This window comes from Pseudomonas sp. BIGb0176 (genome assembly GCF_024810175.1).
Taxonomy (GTDB): domain Bacteria; phylum Pseudomonadota; class Gammaproteobacteria; order Pseudomonadales; family Pseudomonadaceae; genus Aquipseudomonas; species Aquipseudomonas protegens.
This window is the reverse complement of sequence record NZ_JANUEC010000001.1, coordinates 296,443-316,389: the sequence shown is the minus strand read 5'-3', so window position 1 is coordinate 316,389 and position 19,947 is coordinate 296,443. Positions and strand designations below refer to the sequence as shown.

The following is a 19,947-nucleotide window of genomic DNA, read 5'->3' as shown; positions in this document are numbered from 1 at the left end:
ATGTATGATACGCGCCCCATTTCGTTGCCCGACTGTCCGAGAACACCCCATGCAGCTCTCTTCGCTCACTGCGGTTTCCCCTGTTGACGGCCGCTACGCCGGCAAAACCCAGGCCCTGCGCCCCATTTTCAGCGAATACGGTCTGATCCGTGCTCGCGTCCTCGTTGAAGTGCGCTGGCTCCAGCGCCTGGCCGCCCATAGCGCCATCAGCGAAGTGCCGGCGTTCTCCGCCGAAGCCAACGCCGTGCTCAATGCCCTGGCAGAGAACTTCTCGCTGGAGCACGCCGAGCGCGTCAAAGAGATCGAGCGCACCACCAACCACGACGTTAAGGCCATCGAGTACCTGCTCAAGGAGCAAGCTGCCAAGTTGCCTGAACTGGCCAACGTCAGTGAGTTCATCCACTTCGCCTGCACCAGCGAGGACATCAACAACCTGTCCCACGCCCTGATGCTGCGCGAAGGCCGTGATGAAGTGATGCTGCCGCTGATGCGCCAGACCGCCAACGCCATCCGCGAACTGGCGATCCGTTTCGCTGAAGTGCCGATGCTGTCGCGCACCCACGGCCAGCCGGCCTCGCCGACCACCCTGGGCAAGGAGCTGGCCAACGTCGTGTACCGCCTGGAGCGCCAGATCGCCCAGGTCGCTGCCGTGCCGCTGCTGGGCAAGATCAACGGCGCCGTGGGCAACTACAACGCCCACCTCTCGGCCTACCCGGACATCGACTGGGAAGCCAACGCCCGCGCCTTCATCGAAGACGAGCTGGGCCTGGCCTTCAACCCCTACACCACGCAGATCGAGCCGCACGACTACATCGCCGAGCTGTTCGACGCCATCGCCCGCTTCAACACCATCCTGATCGACTTCGATCGCGATATCTGGGGCTACATCTCCCTGGGCTACTTCAAGCAGCGCACCATTGCCGGCGAAATCGGTTCCTCGACCATGCCGCACAAGGTCAACCCGATCGACTTCGAAAACTCCGAAGGCAACCTGGGCATCGCCAACGCCCTGTTCCAGCACCTGGCGAGCAAGCTGCCGATCTCCCGCTGGCAGCGCGACCTGACTGACTCCACCGTATTGCGCAACCTGGGCGTGGGCTTTGCTCACAGCGTGATTGCCTACGAGGCCAGCCTCAAGGGCATCAGCAAACTGGAGCTCAACGCCCAGAAAATCGCCGAAGACCTGGACGCCTGCTGGGAAGTCCTGGCCGAGCCGATCCAGACCGTGATGCGCCGCTACAACATCGAAAACCCCTACGAAAAGCTCAAGGAACTGACGCGCGGCAAGGGCATCAGCCCAGAAGCGCTGCAGACTTTCATCGACGGGCTGGACATGCCCGCCGCGGCCAAGGCCGAGCTGAAACAGCTCACCCCGGCCAGCTACATCGGTAATGCCGCAGCCCAGGCCAAGCGCATCTGACCGATTGCTCGACCTTTTGACGCCCGGCCGCGCCGGGCGTTTTTATTCCTGCTAGAAAAGTACACTTTTTCAATAGGTTACACATGAATCCTGATATTCCTCTTCAACTTCTGGGCGGCATCACTGCACGGGAATTTCTGCGTGACTACTGGCAGAAGAAACCCCTGCTGATCCGTCAGGCCCTGCCTGACTTCGAAAGCCCGATCGAACCTGACGAACTGGCCGGCCTGGCCCTGGAAGAAGAAGTCGAATCGCGCCTGGTGATCGAAAACGGCGAGCGCCCATGGGAACTGCGCCGCGGGCCCTTCGCCGAAGACGAGTTCAGCAAGCTGCCGGAACGCGACTGGACCCTGCTGGTCCAGGCCGTGGACCAGTTCGTCCCGGAAGTCGCCGAGCTGCTGGAGCACTTCCGCTTCCTGCCGAGCTGGCGCATCGATGACGTGATGATCAGCTTCGCCGCACCTGGCGGTAACGTCGGCCCGCACTTCGACAACTACGACGTGTTCCTGCTGCAAGGCTTTGGTAAGCGCAACTGGAAGATCGGCCAGATGTGCGACTCCGAAAGCCCGCTGCTGCAGCACGCAGACCTGCGCATCCTCGCCGAGTTCGAAGAAACCGAAAGCTGGGTCCTGGAGCCCGGCGACATGCTCTATCTGCCACCGCGCCTGGCCCACTATGGCGTTGCGGTGAACGATTGCATGACCTATTCGGTCGGTTTCCGCGCCCCGAGTGCCGCCGAAGTCCTGACCCACTTCACCGACTTCCTCGGCCAGTTCCTGCCGGACGAAGACCGCTACACCGACGCCGACGTACAGCCGGCCAGCGACCCGCACCAGATCCAGCAGGACGCCCTCGACCGGCTCAAGGGCCTGCTGGCCGAGCACATGAGCGATGAACGCCTGCTGCTGACCTGGTTCGGCCAGTTCATGACCGAACCACGCTACCCGGAACTGGTGACCGGACCCGAACTGGAAGAAGAAGACCTGCTGGGCAGCCTGGAACAGGGCGCGATCCTGATCCGCAACCCGAGCGCGCGCCTGGCCTGGTCGGAAGTGGATGAAGACCTGCTACTGTTCGCCAGCGGCCAAAGCCGCCTGCTTCCCGGTAAGCTGCGCGAACTGCTGAAAATGATTTGCGCCGCCGATGCCCTGCATATCGACAACCTCGGCCAGTGGCTGGCGGATGACGATGGGCGCGGCCTGTTGTGTGAACTGGTCAAGCAAGGGAGCCTGGGGTTTGCCGATGAATAAGATTCACGTACGTGTCGCAGACTGGCAAAAGGACAACGCCGAGATCCGGCGCATCCGTGAAGCCGTATTCATTGCCGAGCAATCGGTGCCGCCCGAACTGGAGTGGGATGCCGACGACGACAGCGCCGTGCACTTCCTGGCCTTCGAGGGCGACTTCCCCATCGGCACCGCGCGCCTGCTGCCCGACGGCCATGTGGGCCGGGTTTCGGTGCTCAAGGACTGGCGCGGCCTGAAGGTTGGCGACGCGCTGATGCGCGCGGTGATCGATGAAGCCGAAAAACGCGGCCTGAAGCAGCAGATGCTCAGTGCCCAGGTCCAGGCCACGGCGTTCTATGAGCGCCTTGGCTTCTCCATCGTCAGCGAGGAATTCCTCGAAGCGGGCATTCCCCACGTCGACATGGTTCGCGGCGCCTGACCGACACGCCGCTCGCGGCAACGGCCAGCCAAAACGCCCCGCCATCCCTCCTCCGGCAACTAAGCTGGAGACCAGGATGCCGGGGCGTTTTGCCGTGCGCGATTCAACTTGCCCCACCCAAAGCCGACAAAGTGTCAAACTCAAGGCTTTACGCCAGCTACTCGCGGAGATAACGGATATGTCCCTACGCACCCTGCTCACGACGCTGCTGCTGACCTTCAGCTGTTCGGTCATGGCCGCCACCGAGATCGTGCCCCTCAACAACCGCACCAGTGCCGACCTGCTGCCGGTGGCGCAGAACTTCCTCGGCAAGGACGGCAAGGTCAGCGCCTATGGCAACCAGCTGATCGTCAACGCCGAGTCGGGCAAGATCGCCGAACTGCGAGCCTTTATCGCCCAACTGGACACCGCGGCCAAACGCCTGCTGATCACCGTCGACACCAACGAAAACAACCTGCAGGACAACCAGGGCTATTCGGTCAACGGCGTACCGCAGACGCGGATCATCAACCGCAGCACCGAGAGCCGCGACGGCGGTATCCAGCAGATCCAGGCCAGCGAAGGCGTGCCAGCGCTGATCCAGGTCGGCCAGAGCGTGCCGTTGACCACCACCCAGACCGACCCCTACGGGCGCCTGCAGAACCAGACCCAGTACCGCAACGTCACCCAGGGCTTCTATGTCACCGCCAGCGTTACCGGTGAAACCGTGCACCTGAGCATCAGCACCAACCGTGACCGCATGAGCCAGGAGCGTCCCGATGTAGTGAACGTGCAAAGCACCGACACAACTGTCAGTGGGCGCCTGGGCGAATGGATCACCCTGGCCGGAGTCAATCGCCAGACCCAGGCCGATAAACAGGGCCCGGGCCGCAGCTACTCGACTCAAGGCCAGGACGACATGACCCTGCGGGTCAAGGTCGATGCCTTGGACTAAAGCACCAAAAACTGACTGATTAGTCGTATTAGACCAAAGATGTAGTGCCGCAAAAAAAGCACTACAAAACATTTGACGAGCCAAAAAACCGCGGGCATGATGGCCTCGCTCCCGCTAATCAGGGGCCCTGGCAAGGGCCTTCGGATCGCCGCTCTAACCTACCCACCTGAGCCGATTCGTGTCTGTACCGCCCACAAGGTGTGTTTGACGAGATTGCGACTGGAACGAAGTTGTCCCGAGGGACGGAAGCGTAATTAGGTAGATCGGCAACACACTGATGGAACGCACCAAGGCCCACGACGCCGGCATGCGCCCCGCAGCTCGCCTTCACCTGCTCACTTTCCCCTCGAGCCCATCGTTCACCCGTCGCCATCCCCGCCAGACCCGACTTGACCGCCATAAGCTTCCTGGTCAGCGAGCAGCCTTTTACGCAGCGTTATGAAGCGTGATCGGCGGAGCCGGAACTCTCCAACCAAGAACGACTTTTTACACAAGACGCGACGAGGTTTATCTCCATGGCACTGACACGCGAACAGCAAATTGCAGCCCTTGAAAAAGACTGGGCTGAAAACCCGCGCTGGAAAGGCGTGACTCGCACCTACTCCGCTGCCGACGTGGTCCGTCTGCGTGGCTCGGTTCAACCCGAGCACACCCTGGCACGCATGGGCGCCGAGAAGCTCTGGAACCTGGTCACCCAAGGTGCCAAGCCGTCCTTCCGTCCTGATAAAGATTTCGTCAACTGCATGGGCGCCCTGACCGGCGGCCAGGCTGTACAACAGGTTAAAGCCGGTATCCAGGCGATCTACCTGTCGGGTTGGCAAGTGGCTGCGGACAACAACTCCGCCGAATCCATGTACCCCGACCAGTCGCTGTACCCGGTGGACTCGGTTCCAACCGTAGTCAAGCGCATCAACAACTCGTTCCGTCGCGCCGACCAGATCCAGTGGAAAGCCGGCAAGAACCCGGGCGACGACGGCTACATCGACTACTTCGCACCGATCGTGGCCGACGCTGAAGCCGGTTTCGGCGGCGTACTGAACGCCTACGAGCTGATGAAGAGCATGATCGAAGCAGGCGCCGCCGGCGTTCACTTCGAAGACCAGCTGGCTTCCGTGAAGAAGTGCGGCCACATGGGCGGCAAGGTACTGGTTCCAACCCAGGAAGCCGTACAGAAGCTGACCGCTGCCCGTCTGGCGGCCGACGTTGCCGGTGTACCGACCATCATCCTGGCCCGTACCGACGCCAACGCTGCCGACCTGTTGACTTCCGACTGCGACCCATACGACCAGCCATTCGTGACTGGCACCCGCACCCAGGAAGGCTTCTACAAAGTGAAAGCCGGCCTGGACCAGGCAATCGCCCGCGGCCTGGCTTACGCTCCGTACGCCGACCTGATCTGGTGCGAAACCGCCAAGCCGGACCTGGACGAAGCCCGTCGCTTCGCCGAGGCGATCAAGAAGGAATACCCGGACCAGATCCTGTCGTACAACTGCTCGCCTTCCTTCAACTGGAAGAAGAACCTGGACGACGCGACCATCGCCAAGTTCCAGCGCGAACTGTCCGCCATGGGCTACAAGCACCAGTTCATCACCCTGGCCGGCATCCACAACATGTGGCACAGCATGTTCAACCTGGCGCACGACTACGCCCGCAACGACATGACCGCCTACGTGAAACTGCAAGAGCAAGAGTTCGCTGACGCCGCCAAGGGCTACACCTTCGTGGCTCACCAGCAGGAAGTGGGCACCGGCTACTTCGACGACATGACCACCGTGATCCAGGGTGGCTCGTCCTCGGTAACCGCGCTGACCGGCTCCACCGAAGAAGAACAGTTCCACTGATTTAGGCCTCACGGCTTGATCGAGCGGCCAATGCAGACCCGGTAAAAACAACTGCATTGCTGTACAGCTGACGCCCCGACTGGTTCGGGGCGTTTTTTTTTGCCCACCCCTCCTGTAGGAGCCGGCTTGCCGGCGAACCTCTACCCTGCGCGCCCTCCTCAAAAGCCTCGCCATGCCCGCCCCTGCAAAAAAGCTGGCCAAACATTGATCCAGGGCGGTGTTAGCAAGGGCGAAAGAGGTTAAAAGGTGCGCCCCTGCTACTTGCAGTAACAGGGATATAACAAGCAACTTTCCCACTCCCCGAAGGAAAGCAGATTAAAACAGCCTCCAAATAATATTGATTATCATTTAGCAGTTGTAACTTTCGTTACAGCAGCTACAAAACATAATTAACAAAACCTCCCCTAATGCCCGCAGGCCGCGGCTTACGGGGCTACCGGGGTGAGCTATGTCCTTATTACGATAAACAATTTCGCTTTAGAAATTTTACTTGCCCGGTGTTTAGCCATAAAATCAGCGCGATTGATTGCGCTGCGACATATCGTCACTGCTTTATTTCTTTATCAAGCTCAGAGACTCTTGCTCTCTGTTAAGGATTACCAGCATGCCCGAAGCGACAGGACTCATGGCCCACAACTGGGGCTTTGCCATTTTCCTTCTGGGCGTTGTCGGCCTTTGCGCCTTCATGCTCGGCGTCTCCAGCCTCCTCGGGTCAAAAGCCTGGGGCCGCAGCAAAAACGAACCGTTCGAGTCCGGCATGCTACCTACCGGTGGCGCCCGCTTGCGGCTCTCAGCCAAATTCTATCTGGTCGCGATGCTCTTCGTGATCTTCGATATCGAAGCCCTCTTTCTCTTTGCCTGGTCTGTGTCCGTCCGCGAAAGCGGCTGGACCGGATTCGTCGAAGCTCTCGTTTTCATAGCAATTCTGTTGGCAGGTCTTGTCTACCTTTGGCGGGTGGGGGCTCTTGACTGGGCTCCGGAAGGTCGTCGTAAGCGGCAGGCGAAGCTAAAACAATGAGGCTTTGGCGATGCAATACAATCTCACCCGGATCGACCCCGATGCTCCTAACGATCAGTATCCGATCGGCGAACGGGAAACCGTTTCCGATCCGTTAGAGGATCAGGTCCACAAAAACATCTTCATGGGCAAGCTCGAAGACGTGCTGAGCGGCGCGGTCAACTGGGGGCGTAAGAACTCCCTGTGGCCGTACAACTTCGGCCTTTCCTGCTGCTACGTGGAAATGACCACCGCCTTCACGGCGCCCCACGACATCGCGCGCTTTGGCGCCGAGGTTATCCGGGCATCGCCGCGTCAGGCGGACTTCATGGTTATCGCCGGGACCTGCTTCATCAAGATGGCGCCGATCATCCAGCGTCTCTATGAGCAAATGCTCGAGCCAAAATGGGTTATCTCCATGGGTTCGTGCGCCAACTCCGGCGGCATGTACGACATCTACTCGGTAGTCCAGGGGGTGGACAAGTTCCTGCCCGTGGACGTCTACGTACCTGGCTGCCCGCCCCGTCCCGAAGCGTTCCTGCAAGGCCTGATGCTCTTGCAGGAATCCATTGGCCAGGAGCGTCGCCCACTTTCCTGGGTCGTCGGCGACCAAGGCGTGTATCGCGCCGAGATGCCGTCGCAAAAGGAACAGCGCCGCGAACAGCGTATACAGGTCACCAACCTGCGCAGCCCTGACGAAGTCTGATCCAGTTCTGTTCTTACAAAGAAACGAACCTGGCTTCACTCTTTACGTTGACCGAAAGCGATAAAAAACCATGACTACAGGCAGTGCTCTGTACATCCCGCCTTATAAGGCTGACGACCAGGATGTGGTCGTCGAACTCAATAACCGTTTTGGCCCTGAGGCGTTCACCGCCCAAGCCACCCGCACCGGCATGCCGGTGCTGTGGGTTACCCGCTCCAAGCTCGTTGAAGTCCTGACCTTCCTGCGCAACCTGCCCAAGCCGTACGTCATGCTGTATGACCTGCACGGCGTGGACGAGCGCCTGCGCACCAAGCGCCAGGGCCTGCCAGGCGCCGACTTCAGCGTGTTCTACCACTTGCTGTCGATCGAACGTAACAGCGACGTGATGATCAAGGTGGCCCTGTCCGAAGGCGACCTCAGCCTGCCCACCGTGACCGGTATCTGGCCTAACGCCAACTGGTACGAGCGTGAAGTCTGGGACATGTTCGGCATCGACTTTGCCGGCCACCCTCACCTCTCGCGCATCATGATGCCGCCGACCTGGGAAGGTCACCCGCTGCGCAAGGACTTCCCGGCCCGCGCCACCGAGTTCGACCCGTTCAGCCTTAACCTGGCCAAGCAGCAGCTGGAAGAGGAAGCCGCGCGCTTCCGTCCGGAAGACTGGGGCATGAAGCGTTCCGGTGCCAACGAGGACTACATGTTCCTCAATCTGGGCCCGAACCACCCTTCGGCCCACGGTGCCTTCCGCATCATCCTGCAGCTGGACGGTGAAGAGATCGTCGACTGCGTACCGGACATCGGCTACCACCACCGTGGTGCCGAGAAGATGGCCGAGCGTCAGTCCTGGCACAGCTTCATCCCTTACACCGACCGTATCGACTACCTCGGCGGGGTGATGAACAACCTGCCGTACGTGCTTTCGGTCGAGAAACTGGCCGGCATCAAGGTGCCGGAGAAGGTCGACGTCATCCGCATCATGATGGCCGAGTTCTTCCGGATCACCAGCCACTTGCTGTTCCTGGGTACCTACATCCAGGACGTCGGCGCCATGACCCCGGTGTTCTTCACCTTCACCGACCGTCAGCGCGCCTACACGGTGATCGAAGCCATCACCGGCTTCCGCCTGCACCCGGCCTGGTACCGCATCGGTGGCGTCGCCCACGACCTGCCGCGTGGCTGGGAGAAGCTGGTCAAGGACTTCGTCGAATGGCTGCCCAAGCGCCTCGACGAATACACCAAGGCTGCCCTGCAGAACAGCATCCTCAAGGGCCGGACCATCGGCGTTGCCGCCTACAACACCAAGGAAGCCCTGGAATGGGGCGTCACCGGTGCCGGCCTGCGCTCCACCGGTTGCGATTTCGACCTGCGCAAGGCCCGTCCTTACTCCGGCTACGAGAACTTCGAGTTCGAAGTCCCGCTGGCCGCCAACGGTGACGCCTATGACCGCTGCATGGTTCGCGTCGAGGAAATGCGCCAGAGCATCAAGATCATCGACCAGTGCCTGCGCAACATGCCGGAAGGCCCGTACAAAGCGGATCACCCGCTGACCACGCCGCCACCCAAAGAGCGCACCCTGCAGCACATCGAAACCTTGATCACGCACTTCCTGCAAGTTTCGTGGGGCCCGGTGATGCCGGCCAACGAATCCTTCCAGATGATCGAAGCGACCAAGGGCATCAACAGTTATTACCTGACGAGCGATGGCGGCACCATGAGCTACCGCACCCGGATCCGTACCCCAAGCTTCGCCCACCTGCAGCAGATCCCTTCGGTGATCCGCGGCAGCATGGTCGCGGACTTGATCGCGTACCTGGGTAGTATCGACTTCGTTATGGCCGACGTGGACCGCTAAGCATGAACAGCACGCTTATCCAGACAGACCGTTTCGCCCTGAGCGAAACCGAGCGCTCGGCCATCGAGCACGAGATGCATCACTACGAGGACCCGCGCGCGGCGTCCATCGAAGCCCTGAAGATCGTCCAGAAGGAACGTGGCTGGGTGCCTGACGGCGCGGTCTACGCCATCGGCGAGATCCTCGGCATTCCTGCCAGCGACGTTGAAGGCGTGGCGACGTTCTACAGCCAGATCTTCCGCCAGCCAGTGGGCCGCCACATCATTCGCGTCTGCGACAGCATGGTCTGCTACATCGGCGGCCACGAGTCCGTGGTCAGCCAGATCCAGAGCGAGCTGGGCATCGGCCTCGGCCAGACCACCGCCGACGGCCGCTTCACCCTGCTGCCGGTGTGCTGCCTGGGCAACTGCGACAAGGCACCGGCGCTGATGATCGACGACGACACTTTCGGCGACGTGCAGCCTGCTGGCGTGGCCAAACTGTTGGAGGGCTACGTATGACCCTGACCTCTTTCGGTCCTGCGAACCGCATTGCGCGCACCGCAGAAACCCATCCCCTGACCTGGCGCCTGCGCGACGACGGCGAGCCGGTCTGGTTCGACGAGTACCAGGCCAAGAACGGTTACGCGGCGGCCCGCAAGGCCTTCGCCGACCTGTCCCAGGACGACATCGTGCAGACCGTCAAGGATGCCGGCCTCAAGGGTCGCGGCGGTGCGGGCTTCCCCACCGGTGTGAAGTGGGGCCTGATGCCCAAAGACGAATCCATGAACATCCGCTACCTGCTGTGCAACGCGGACGAAATGGAGCCCAACACCTGGAAAGACCGCATGCTGATGGAGCAACTGCCCCATCTGCTGATCGAAGGCATGCTGATCAGTGCTCGCGCACTCAAGACCTACCGCGGCTACATCTTCCTGCGCGGCGAGTACACCACCGCCGCCAAGCACCTGCGTCGTGCCGTGGAAGAAGCCAAGGCCGCAGGCCTTCTGGGCAAGAACATCCTGGGCAGCGGTTTCGATTTCGAGCTGTTCGTCCACACCGGCGCCGGGCGTTACATCTGCGGTGAAGAAACCGCACTGATCAACTCCCTGGAAGGCCGTCGCGCCAACCCGCGCTCCAAGCCGCCCTTCCCTGCCGCCGTGGGCGTGTGGGGCAAGCCGACCTGCGTGAACAACGTCGAGACCCTGTGCAACGTGCCGGCGATCATCGGCGACGGCGTGGAATGGTACAAATCCCTGGCCCGCGAAGGCAGCGAAGACCACGGCACCAAGCTGATGGGCTTTTCCGGCAAAGTGAAGAACCCCGGCCTGTGGGAGCTGCCCTTCGGCGTGACCGCGCGCGAGCTGTTCGAAGACTACGCCGGCGGCATGCGCGACGGCTTCAAGCTCAAGTGCTGGCAGCCAGGCGGCGCCGGTACCGGCTTCCTGTTGCCCGAGCACCTGGACGCCCAGATGTATGCCGGCGGCATCGCCAAAGTGGGCACCCGCATGGGTACCGGCCTGGCCATGGCGGTGGACGACAGCATCAACATGGTGTCCCTGCTGCGCAACATGGAGCAGTTCTTCGCCCGTGAATCCTGCGGCTTCTGCACCCCTTGCCGCGACGGCCTGCCCTGGAGCGTCAAGCTGCTGATGGCCCTGGAAAAAGGCCAGGGCCAGCAAGGGGACATCGAGACCCTGCTGGGCCTGGTGGGTTTCCTCGGCCCAGGCAAGACCTTCTGTGCTCACGCACCGGGTGCCGTGGAGCCTTTGGGCAGCGCCATCAAGTATTTCCGTCCAGAGTTCGAAGCCGGCATCGCGCCCACCAGCGCCGCCGTCCCGCCTCTGGCCCGACCGATCGTAGTCGGCGCGTAACGCTTAAATGAGGGCGCCGGGTCCGTGCCCTGCGCTCGACGTGCGATGACGCCGTGAACGGCTGTGTTGATTCGCACGCATAACAAGATTCCATTAGCCACGCCCGCTGACACCGGGCCAACGAAGAACTTTGAACCATGGCCACTATCCACGTAGACGGCAAAGCGCTCGAAGTCGATGGGGCGGACAACCTGTTACAGGCTTGTCTGTCACTAGGCCTCGACATCCCTTATTTCTGCTGGCACCCCGCTCTCGGTAGCGTCGGTGCCTGTCGCCAGTGCGCGGTCAAGCAGTACACCGACGAGAACGACACCCGTGGTCGTATCGTCATGTCCTGCATGACCCCGGCCACCGACAACACCTGGATCTCCATCGACGATGAAGAATCCAAGGCGTTCCGCGCCAGTGTCGTCGAGTGGCTGATGACCAACCATCCCCACGACTGCCCGGTCTGTGAGGAAGGCGGTCACTGCCACCTGCAGGACATGACGGTGATGACCGGCCACAACGAGCGCCGTTATCGCTTCACCAAGCGTACCCACCAGAACCAGGACCTCGGCCCGTTCATTTCCCACGAGATGAACCGCTGCATCGCCTGCTATCGCTGCGTGCGCTTCTACAAGGACTACGCCGGCGGCACCGACCTGGGCGTCTACGGCGCCCACGACAACGTGTACTTCGGTCGCGTTGAAGACGGCACCCTGGAAAGCGAGTTCTCCGGCAACCTCACCGAGGTCTGCCCGACCGGTGTGTTCACCGACAAGACTCACTCCGAGCGCTACAACCGCAAGTGGGACATGCAGTTCTCGCCGAGCATCTGCCATGGCTGCTCCAGCGGTTGCAACATCTCCCCGGGCGAGCGCTACGGCGAGCTGCGCCGCATCGAGAACCGCTACAACGGTTCGGTGAACCAGTACTTCCTCTGCGACCGTGGCCGCTTCGGCTATGGCTACGTCAACCGCAAGGACCGTCCACGCCAGCCACGCCTGGCCGATGGCACCAAGCTGACCCTGGACCAGGCACTGGATCAGGCCGCAGACCTGCTGCGCGGCCGTAACATCGTCGGTATCGGTTCGCCCCGCGCCAGCCTGGAAAGCAACTACGCGTTGCAGGAACTGGTCGGTGCCGAGCACTTCTACTCCGGTATCGAAGCCTCCGAGCTGGAGCGCATCCGCCTGGTTCTGCAGGTCCTGAACGACAGCCCGCTGCCGGTTCCGAACATGCGCGACATCGAAGACCACGACGCCGTCTTCGTCCTCGGTGAAGACCTGACCCAGACCGCCGCACGCATGGCCCTGGCCCTGCGCCAGTCGGTCAAGGGCAAGGCCGAGGAAATGGCCGATGCCATGCGCGTCCAGCCTTGGCTCGACGCGGCAGTGAAGAACATCGGCCAGCACGCGCTGAACCCGCTGTTCATCGCCAGCCTGGCTGAAACCAAGCTCGACGACGTGGCCGAGGAGTGTGTACACGCCGCTCCAGACGACCTGGCGCGCATCGGTTTTGCCGTGGCCCATGCCATCGACGCCAGCGCCCCTGCCGTGGAAGGCCTGGACAGCGAAGCCCTGGAACTGGCCAAGCGCATCGCCGATGCCCTGCTGGCAGCCAAGCGTCCACTGATCATTTCCGGTACCTCCCTGGGTTCCAAGGCACTGATCGAAGCGGCGGCGAACATCGCCAAAGCCTTGAAGCTGCGCGAGAAAGCCGGCTCCATCAGTCTGATCGTGCCAGAGGCCAACAGCCTCGGCCTGGCCATGCTTGGTGGCGAATCCGTGGACGCGGCCCTGCAGGCGGTGATCGACGGTAAGGCCGACGCTATCGTGGTGCTGGAAAACGACCTGTACACCCGCACCGATGCAGCCAAGGTGGATGCCGCACTGAACGCAGCGAAGGTGGTGATCGTTGCCGATCATCAACAAACCGCGACCGTCGAGCGCGCGCACCTGGTGCTGTCGGCGGCGAGCTTTGCCGAAGGCGACGGTACCCTGGTCAGCCAGGAAGGTCGCGCCCAGCGCTTCTTCCAGGTCTTCGATCCGACCTACCTGGACGCCAGCATCATGGTCCACGAAGGCTGGCGCTGGTTGCACGCCCTGCGCAGCACCCTGCTGAACAAGCCGGTGGACTGGACCCAACTGGACCACGTGACCGCCGCCTGCGCCGCGAGCACGGCGCCACTGGCCAGCATCGTCGATGCCGCACCTTCCGCGGCGTTCCGCATCAAGGGCCTGAAACTGGCGCGCGAACCGCTGCGCTACAGTGGCCGTACCGCCATGCGCGCCAACCAGAGCGTGCACGAGCCACGTACCCCGCAAGATCCGGATACCGCCTTCGCCTACTCCATGGAAGGTTACTCGGGCTCCGTTGAACCGCGCTCGCAAGTGCCGTTCGCCTGGTCTCCGGGCTGGAACTCGCCACAGGCCTGGAACAAGTTCCAGGACGAAGTCGGTGGCCACCTGCGCGCCGGTGACCCGGGCACTCGCCTGATCGAAACCCAGGGCGACCGCCTCAACTGGTTCGCCAGCGTGCCGCGAGCCTTCTCCCCGGCCCCGGGCACCTGGCAGGCCGTGCCGTTCTACCACCTGTTCGGCAGCGAGGAAAACTCTTCGAAAGCCGCTCCGGTGCAGGAGCGCATCCCGGCTCCGTACGTTGCTCTGGCCAAATCCGAAGCGGATCGCCTGGGTGTCAACGACGGTGCCCTGCTCGCGGTGAATGTGGCTGGCCAGACCCTGCGTCTGCCGCTGCGCATCAACGAAGAGCTGGGTGCTGGCCTGGTGGGCCTGCCTGCCGGCCTGGCGGGCATTCCTCCGGCGATCGCTGGCATTTCCGTTGATGGTCTGCAGGAGGCGGCACAATGAGTTGGTTTACCCCTGAAGTGATCGACGTGATCCTGACGGTCGTCAAGGCCATCGTCATCCTGCTGGCCGTAGTGATCGCCGGGGCGCTGCTGAGCTTCGTCGAACGTCGCCTGCTGGGCTGGTGGCAGGACCGTTACGGTCCGAACCGTGTTGGCCCGTTCGGCATGTTCCAGATCGCAGCCGACATGCTGAAGATGTTCTTCAAGGAAGACTGGACTCCGCCGTTTGCCGACAAGGTGATCTTCACACTGGCACCGGTGGTGGCCATGTCCGCCCTGCTGATCGCCTTCGCGATCATCCCGATCACCCCTACCTGGGGCGTGGCGGATCTGAACATCGGCCTGCTGTTCTTCTTCGCCATGGCCGGTCTGTCGGTCTACGCGGTACTGTTCGCCGGCTGGTCGAGCAACAACAAGTTCGCCCTGCTCGGCAGCTTGCGTGCCTCGGCGCAGACCGTGTCCTACGAAGTGTTCATGGGCCTGGCCCTGATGGGCATCGTGGTACAGGTCGGCTCGTTCAACATGCGCGACATCGTCGAGTACCAGGCGCAGAACCTGTGGTTCATCATTCCGCAGTTCTTCGGCTTCTGTACCTTCTTCATCGCTGGCGTGGCCGTGACTCACCGTCACCCCTTCGACCAGCCGGAAGCGGAGCAGGAACTGGCCGACGGCTACCACATTGAATACGCCGGTATGAAATGGGGCATGTTCTTCGTCGGTGAATACATCGGCATCATCCTGATCTCGGCGCTGCTGGTCACCCTGTTCTTCGGTGGCTGGCACGGTCCGTTCGGCATCCTGCCGCAACTGTCCTTCGTCTGGTTCGCACTGAAGACCGCGTTCTTCATCATGCTGTTCATCCTGCTGCGCGCTTCCATCCCGCGTCCGCGTTATGACCAGGTGATGGACTTCAGCTGGAAATTCTGCCTGCCACTGACCCTGATCAATTTGCTGATAACCGCTGCGGTTGTGTTGTGGAACACACCTGCGGTTGCGGTTCAGTGAGGATTTGACCCATGTTCAAATATATTGGCGACATCGTTAAGGGTACTGGTACCCAGTTGCGCAGCCTGGTCATGGTCTTCGGCCATGGCTTTCGCAAGCGCGACACCTTGCAATACCCGGAAGAGCCGGTCTACCTGCCGCCACGCTACCGTGGCCGCATCGTCCTGACCCGCGACCCCGATGGCGAAGAGCGTTGCGTAGCCTGCAACCTGTGCGCCGTGGCCTGCCCCGTGGGTTGCATCTCGCTGCAGAAAGCTGAAACCGAAGACGGTCGCTGGTACCCGGACTTCTTCCGCATCAACTTCTCGCGCTGCATTTTCTGTGGCCTCTGCGAGGAAGCCTGCCCGACCACCGCGATCCAGCTGACACCGGATTTCGAGATGGCCGAGTTCAAACGTCAGGACCTGGTTTACGAGAAAGAAGATCTGCTGATCTCCGGTCCCGGAAAGAACCCTGACTACAACTTCTATCGTGTTGCAGGTATGGCCATTGCCGGTAAGCCAAAAGGCTCCGCGCAAAACGAAGCCGAGCCGATCAACGTGAAGAGCTTGCTGCCTTAAGGAAGAACGATGGAATTCGCTTTCTATTTCGCATCAGGTGTTGCCGTTGTTTCCACGCTACGCGTGGTCACCAACACCAACCCTGTGCACGCCCTGCTCTACCTGATCATTTCGCTGATCGCCGTGGCCATGACCTTCTTCAGCCTTGGCGCGCCGTTCGCCGGCGCCCTGGAAGTGATTGCCTACGCTGGCGCCATCATGGTGCTGTTCGTGTTCGTGGTGATGATGCTGAACCTCGGCCCGGCCGCGGCTCAGCAAGAGCGCATCTGGCTCACGCCCGGCATCTGGATCGGCCCGGTCATCCTGGCCGCGCTGCTGCTGGCTGAACTGCTGTACGTACTGTTCAGCCATCAGAGCGGTGCCGGTATCGGTCAAACCACCGTCAGCGCCAAGGCCGTGGGCATCAGCCTGTTCGGCCCTTACCTGCTGGTGGTCGAACTCGCCTCGATGCTGCTGCTTGCCGCGGCCGTCACGGCGTTCCACTTGGGCCGCAACGAGGCGAAGGAGTAATACGATGCCTACTATCTCTCTCGGTACTATCCCGATGGAACATGGCCTGGCGGTTGCCGGCATCCTGTTCTGCCTCGGTCTGGTCGGCCTGATGGTCCGCCGTAACATCCTCTTCGTGTTGATGAGCCTGGAAGTGATGATGAACGCCTCTGCACTGGCCTTCATCGTTGCGGGCGCCCGCTGGGCGCAGCCGGATGGACAAGTGATGTTCATCCTGGTGATCAGCCTGGCAGCCGCCGAGGCCAGTATCGGCCTGGCGATCCTGCTACAGCTGTACCGCCGCTTCCACACTCTCGATATCGATGCAGCCAGCGAGATGCGCGGATGAACCTTCTCTTTCTGACTTTCGTATTCCCCCTGATCGGTTTCCTGCTGCTGTCGTTCTCCCGTGGACGCCTCTCGGAAAACCTCTCGGCCCTGATCGGTGTCGGCTCCATTGGCCTGTCGGCCATCGTTGCTGCCTACGTGATCTGGCAATTCAACGTCGCGCCGCCCGAGGGTGGCCACTACACCCAGGTGCTGTGGCAGTGGATGTCGGTGGACGGTTTCGCGCCGAACTTCGCCCTGTACCTGGATGGTCTGTCCGTGACCATGCTGGGCGTGGTGGTGGGCGTGGGCTTTTTGATCCACTTGTTCGCGTCCTGGTACATGCGTGGTGAAGCCGGCTACTCGCGTTTCTTCGCCTACACCAACCTGTTTATCGCCAGCATGCTGTTCCTGGTACTGGGCGATAACCTGCTGTTCCTGTACTTCGGCTGGGAAGGCGTGGGCCTGTGCTCCTACCTGTTGATCGGTTTCTACTACAGCAACCGCAACAACGGTAACGCCGCACTCAAGGCCTTCATCGTTACCCGCATCGGCGACGTGTTCATGGCCATCGGCCTGTTCATCCTGTTCCAACAGGTGGGCACGCTGAACGTCCAAGAACTGCTGGTGCTGGCCCCGCAGAAATTCCAGGCCGGCGACTTCTGGATCACCCTGGCAACCCTGATGCTGCTGGGTGGCGCCGTGGGTAAATCTGCCCAGTTGCCACTGCAGACCTGGCTGGCGGACGCGATGGCCGGCCCGACCCCGGTTTCGGCACTGATCCACGCCGCAACCATGGTCACCGCCGGCGTCTACCTGATCGCCCGTACCCACGGCCTGTTCACCCTGGCGCCGGAAATCCTGCACCTGGTGGGTCTGGTCGGTGGCGTGACCCTGGTACTGGCCGGTTTCGCCGCGCTGGTGCAGACCGACATCAAGCGGATCCTCGCCTACTCCACCATGAGCCAGATCGGCTACATGTTCCTGGCCCTGGGCGTTGGCGCCTGGGACGGCGCGATTTTCCACCTGATGACCCATGCCTTCTTCAAGGCCCTGCTGTTCCTTGCTTCCGGTGCGGTGATCGTTGCCTGCCACCACGAGCAGAACATCTTCAAGATGGGCGGCCTGTGGAAGAAACTGCCTCTGGCCTACGCCAGCTTCATCGTCGGCGGCGCGGCCCTGGCGGCCCTGCCTCTGGTGACCGCAGGCTTCTACTCCAAGGACGAGATCCTCTGGGAAGCCTTCGCCAGCGGCAACCATGGCCTGCTGTACGCCGGCCTGGTGGGTGCGTTCATGACCTCGCTGTACACCTTCCGCCTGATCTTCATCACCTTCCACGGTGAAGCCAAGACCGAAGCCCACGCCGGCCACGGGATCTCCCACTGGCTGCCGCTGGTGGTACTGATCGTGCTTTCCACCGGGATCGGCGCGATGATCACCCCGCCCCTGCATGGTGTACTGCCGCTGAGCGCCGGTCATGCCGGTGGCGAAGCCAAGCACAGCCTGGAAATCGCCTCGGGCGCCATCGCCCTGGCCGGTATCCTGCTGGCCGCCCTGTTGTTCCTTGGCAAGCGTCGCGTTGTGACCGCCATCGCCAACAGCGGCATTGGGCGTCTGCTCTCGGCCTGGTGGTTCGCCGCCTGGGGCTTCGACTGGATCTACGACAAACTGTTCGTCAAGCCATACCTGGCCATCAGCCACGTACTGCGCAAGGACCCGCTCGATCAGACCATCGGTTTGATCCCGCGTATGGCCAAAGGGGGTCACAACTCCCTGAGCCGTACCGAGACCGGTCAACTGCGTTGGTACGCCGCCTCGATGGCAGCCGGTGCCGTGCTGGTCATCGGCGCCATTGTGCTGGTAGCGGTCTGATATGAACCTTGCGAACTTGCGAAAGGAATTGAGCCCGTCATGATTCTGCCTTGGCTAATCCTGATCCCCTTCATCGGCGGCCTGCTGTGCTGGCTGGGTGAGCGCTTCGGCGCCACCCTCCCCCGCTGGATTGCGCTGTTGACCATGACCCTGGAACTCGCCCTCGGCCTCTGGCTGTGGGCCCACGGTAACTATTCATTTGCTCCGGCGCCTGGCGCCGATCCAACTTGGGCCATCGAGTTCAAGCATGTCTGGATCGAGCGCTTCGGCATCAACGTGCACCTGGCGCTGGACGGCCTGTCGCTGTTGATGATCCTGCTGACCGGCCTGCTGGGTATCCTCTCGGTACTCTGCTCCTGGAAAGAGATCCAGCGCCACGTGGGCTTCTTCCACCTGAACCTGATGTGGATCCTGGGCGGCGTGGTCGGCGTGTTCCTGGCGCTGGACCTGTTCATGTTCTTCTTCTTCTGGGAAATGATGCTGGTGCCGATGTACTTCCTCATCGCGCTCTGGGGTCACAGCTCGGCAGACGGCAAGAAAACCCGGATTTACGCAGCGACCAAGTTCTTCATCTTCACTCAGGCTTCCGGCCTGATCATGCTGGTGGCGATCCTGGGCCTGGTGCTGGTGAACTTCAACAACACCGGGGTTATCACCTTCGATTACGCCCAGTTGCTGAAGACCAAGATGTCCACCGCCACCGAGTACATCCTGATGCTCGGCTTCTTCATCGCCTTCGCGGTGAAGCTGCCCGTGGTGCCATTCCACTCCTGGCTGCCTGACGCTCACGCCCAGGCACCGACCGCCGGTTCCGTGGACCTGGCGGGCATCCTGCTGAAGACGGCGGCCTACGGCCTGCTGCGTTTCGCCCTGCCACTGTTCCCCAACGCCTCGGCAGAGTTCGCACCGATCGCCATGACCCTGGGTCTGGTCGGGATCTTCTACGGCGCCTTCCTGGCCTTCGCCCAGACCGACATCAAGCGTCTGATCGCCTTCTCCAGCGTTTCCCACATGGGCTTCGTGCTGATCGGTATCTACTCCGGCAGCCAGCAGGCTCTGCAGGGCGCGGTGATCCAGATGCTGGCCCACGGTGTTTCGGCAGCCGCGCTGTTTATCCTCAGCGGCCAGTTGTACGAACGCACCCATACCCGCGACATGCGTGAAATGGGCGGCCTGTGGTCGCGTATCGCCTACCTGCCGGCCATCAGCCTGTTCTTTGCGGCCGCCTCCCTGGGCCTGCCAGGCACCGGTAACTTCGTCGGCGAGTTCCTGATCCTGATCGGCACCTTCGTCAGTGCGCCATGGATCACCGCGATCGCGACGTCCGGCCTGGTGTTCGGCTCGGTCTACTCGCTGATCATGATCCACCGTGCCTACTTCGGCCCGTCCAAATCGGACGCGGTACTGCACGGCATGGATGCTCGCGAACTGATCATGGTGCTGGGACTGGCGGTCCTGCTGATCTACATCGGCGTGTACCCGCAACCGTTCCTCGATACCTCTGCCGCCACCATGCATGGCGTGCAGCAATGGCTCAGCACCGCCTTCACTCAACTCGCTTCGGCCCGGTAAGAGC

17 protein-coding genes are annotated in these 19,947 nt (G+C 61.8%); all 17 read left to right on the top strand.

Annotated features, from left to right (window positions below):
* Positions 1–49 precede the first annotated feature (49 nt).
* The 17 genes from purB to nuoM all read left to right on the top strand — a co-directional run bounded on the left by purB (position 50) and on the right by nuoM (position 19,943).
* A complete protein-coding gene (gene purB, locus M2395_RS01245) occupies positions 50–1,420 on the top strand; it encodes an adenylosuccinate lyase (RefSeq protein WP_019092906.1) in 1,371 nt (456 codons plus the stop codon).
* Between the two features lie 83 nt (positions 1,421–1,503).
* On the top strand, positions 1,504–2,670 hold the full coding sequence (locus M2395_RS01240) for a cupin domain-containing protein (protein ID WP_015636294.1): 1,167 nt from the start codon (positions 1,504–1,506) through the stop codon (positions 2,668–2,670).
* The gene (locus M2395_RS01235; protein ID WP_011062182.1) at positions 2,663–3,085 is read left to right on the top strand and encodes a GNAT family N-acetyltransferase; all 423 of its coding nucleotides are present in this window, start codon (positions 2,663–2,665) and stop codon (positions 3,083–3,085) included. The genes M2395_RS01240 and M2395_RS01235 overlap by 8 nt, the downstream gene beginning before the upstream one ends.
* 178 nt (positions 3,086–3,263) lie before the next feature.
* On the top strand, positions 3,264–4,019 hold the full coding sequence (locus M2395_RS01230; RefSeq protein WP_123430479.1) for a secretin N-terminal domain-containing protein: 756 nt from the start codon (positions 3,264–3,266) through the stop codon (positions 4,017–4,019).
* Between the two features lie 515 nt (positions 4,020–4,534).
* Positions 4,535–5,860 (top strand): isocitrate lyase, encoded by a 1,326-nt coding sequence (gene aceA / locus M2395_RS01225; RefSeq protein WP_011062184.1) that lies wholly within the window; start codon positions 4,535–4,537, stop codon positions 5,858–5,860.
* 604 nt (positions 5,861–6,464) lie between these two features.
* Positions 6,465–6,878 (top strand): NADH-quinone oxidoreductase subunit A, encoded by a 414-nt coding sequence (locus M2395_RS01220; RefSeq protein ID WP_011062185.1) that lies wholly within the window; start codon positions 6,465–6,467, stop codon positions 6,876–6,878.
* Positions 6,879–6,888: 10 nt separating this feature from the next.
* Positions 6,889–7,563, top strand: a complete 675-nt coding sequence (locus M2395_RS01215; RefSeq protein WP_011062186.1) for an NADH-quinone oxidoreductase subunit B family protein — start codon at positions 6,889–6,891, stop codon at positions 7,561–7,563.
* Between the two features lie 70 nt (positions 7,564–7,633).
* Positions 7,634–9,415: an NADH-quinone oxidoreductase subunit C/D gene (nuoC, locus tag M2395_RS01210; protein ID WP_011062187.1), complete on the top strand. Its 1,782-nt coding sequence runs from the start codon at positions 7,634–7,636 to the stop codon at positions 9,413–9,415.
* A gap of 2 nt (positions 9,416–9,417) precedes the next feature.
* Positions 9,418–9,915: an NADH-quinone oxidoreductase subunit NuoE gene (gene nuoE / locus M2395_RS01205; protein ID WP_011062188.1), complete on the top strand. Its 498-nt coding sequence runs from the start codon at positions 9,418–9,420 to the stop codon at positions 9,913–9,915.
* Positions 9,912–11,267: an NADH-quinone oxidoreductase subunit NuoF gene (gene nuoF, locus M2395_RS01200; protein ID WP_011062189.1), complete on the top strand. Its 1,356-nt coding sequence runs from the start codon at positions 9,912–9,914 to the stop codon at positions 11,265–11,267. Before nuoE ends, nuoF begins: the two co-directional genes overlap by 4 nt.
* A gap of 137 nt (positions 11,268–11,404) precedes the next feature.
* Complete coding sequence (gene nuoG / locus M2395_RS01195) at positions 11,405–14,119, top strand: NADH-quinone oxidoreductase subunit NuoG (RefSeq protein ID WP_123430478.1); 2,715 nt, start codon at positions 11,405–11,407, stop codon at positions 14,117–14,119.
* The gene (gene nuoH / locus M2395_RS01190) at positions 14,116–15,123 is read left to right on the top strand and encodes an NADH-quinone oxidoreductase subunit NuoH (RefSeq protein WP_011062191.1); all 1,008 of its coding nucleotides are present in this window, start codon (positions 14,116–14,118) and stop codon (positions 15,121–15,123) included. The genes nuoG and nuoH overlap by 4 nt, the downstream gene beginning before the upstream one ends.
* Positions 15,124–15,134: 11 nt before the next feature.
* The gene (gene nuoI / locus M2395_RS01185) at positions 15,135–15,683 is read left to right on the top strand and encodes an NADH-quinone oxidoreductase subunit NuoI (RefSeq protein WP_003223795.1); all 549 of its coding nucleotides are present in this window, start codon (positions 15,135–15,137) and stop codon (positions 15,681–15,683) included.
* Positions 15,684–15,692: 9 nt separating this feature from the next.
* Positions 15,693–16,193 carry an NADH-quinone oxidoreductase subunit J gene (gene nuoJ / locus M2395_RS01180; RefSeq protein WP_011062192.1) on the top strand — a complete coding sequence of 167 codons (501 nt, stop codon included), beginning with the start codon at positions 15,693–15,695 and terminating at the stop codon, positions 16,191–16,193.
* Between the two features lie 4 nt (positions 16,194–16,197).
* Positions 16,198–16,521: an NADH-quinone oxidoreductase subunit NuoK gene (gene nuoK, locus M2395_RS01175; RefSeq protein ID WP_011062193.1), complete on the top strand. Its 324-nt coding sequence runs from the start codon at positions 16,198–16,200 to the stop codon at positions 16,519–16,521.
* Positions 16,518–18,371: an NADH-quinone oxidoreductase subunit L gene (gene nuoL / locus M2395_RS01170; protein WP_123430477.1), complete on the top strand. Its 1,854-nt coding sequence runs from the start codon at positions 16,518–16,520 to the stop codon at positions 18,369–18,371. Before nuoK ends, nuoL begins: the two co-directional genes overlap by 4 nt.
* Before the next feature lie 39 nt (positions 18,372–18,410).
* Positions 18,411–19,943 (top strand): NADH-quinone oxidoreductase subunit M, encoded by a 1,533-nt coding sequence (gene nuoM, locus M2395_RS01165; RefSeq protein ID WP_015636298.1) that lies wholly within the window; start codon positions 18,411–18,413, stop codon positions 19,941–19,943.
* The last annotated feature ends 4 nt before the right edge of the window (positions 19,944–19,947 follow it).

What these genes read in the sequence shown, in the direction of transcription:
- nuoM (WP_015636298.1), top strand. Translation starts at nt 18,411, where the DNA reads ATGATTCTGCCTTGGCTAATCCTGATCCCCTTCATCGGCGGCCTGCTG.
- M2395_RS01215 (WP_011062186.1), top strand. Translation starts at nt 6,889, where the DNA reads ATGCAATACAATCTCACCCGGATCGACCCCGATGCTCCTAACGATCAG.
- nuoF (WP_011062189.1), top strand. Translation starts at nt 9,912, where the DNA reads ATGACCCTGACCTCTTTCGGTCCTGCGAACCGCATTGCGCGCACCGCA.
- nuoK (WP_011062193.1), top strand. Translation starts at nt 16,198, where the DNA reads ATGCCTACTATCTCTCTCGGTACTATCCCGATGGAACATGGCCTGGCG.
- M2395_RS01235 (WP_011062182.1), top strand. Translation starts at nt 2,663, where the DNA reads ATGAATAAGATTCACGTACGTGTCGCAGACTGGCAAAAGGACAACGCC.
- nuoL (WP_123430477.1), top strand. Translation starts at nt 16,518, where the DNA reads ATGAACCTTCTCTTTCTGACTTTCGTATTCCCCCTGATCGGTTTCCTG.
- M2395_RS01240 (WP_015636294.1), top strand. Translation starts at nt 1,504, where the DNA reads ATGAATCCTGATATTCCTCTTCAACTTCTGGGCGGCATCACTGCACGG.
- nuoC (WP_011062187.1), top strand. Translation starts at nt 7,634, where the DNA reads ATGACTACAGGCAGTGCTCTGTACATCCCGCCTTATAAGGCTGACGAC.
- aceA (WP_011062184.1), top strand. Translation starts at nt 4,535, where the DNA reads ATGGCACTGACACGCGAACAGCAAATTGCAGCCCTTGAAAAAGACTGG.
- nuoH (WP_011062191.1), top strand. Translation starts at nt 14,116, where the DNA reads ATGAGTTGGTTTACCCCTGAAGTGATCGACGTGATCCTGACGGTCGTC.
- purB (WP_019092906.1), top strand. Translation starts at nt 50, where the DNA reads ATGCAGCTCTCTTCGCTCACTGCGGTTTCCCCTGTTGACGGCCGCTAC.
- M2395_RS01230 (WP_123430479.1), top strand. Translation starts at nt 3,264, where the DNA reads ATGTCCCTACGCACCCTGCTCACGACGCTGCTGCTGACCTTCAGCTGT.
- nuoE (WP_011062188.1), top strand. Translation starts at nt 9,418, where the DNA reads ATGAACAGCACGCTTATCCAGACAGACCGTTTCGCCCTGAGCGAAACC.
- nuoG (WP_123430478.1), top strand. Translation starts at nt 11,405, where the DNA reads ATGGCCACTATCCACGTAGACGGCAAAGCGCTCGAAGTCGATGGGGCG.
- nuoI (WP_003223795.1), top strand. Translation starts at nt 15,135, where the DNA reads ATGTTCAAATATATTGGCGACATCGTTAAGGGTACTGGTACCCAGTTG.
- M2395_RS01220 (WP_011062185.1), top strand. Translation starts at nt 6,465, where the DNA reads ATGCCCGAAGCGACAGGACTCATGGCCCACAACTGGGGCTTTGCCATT.
- nuoJ (WP_011062192.1), top strand. Translation starts at nt 15,693, where the DNA reads ATGGAATTCGCTTTCTATTTCGCATCAGGTGTTGCCGTTGTTTCCACG.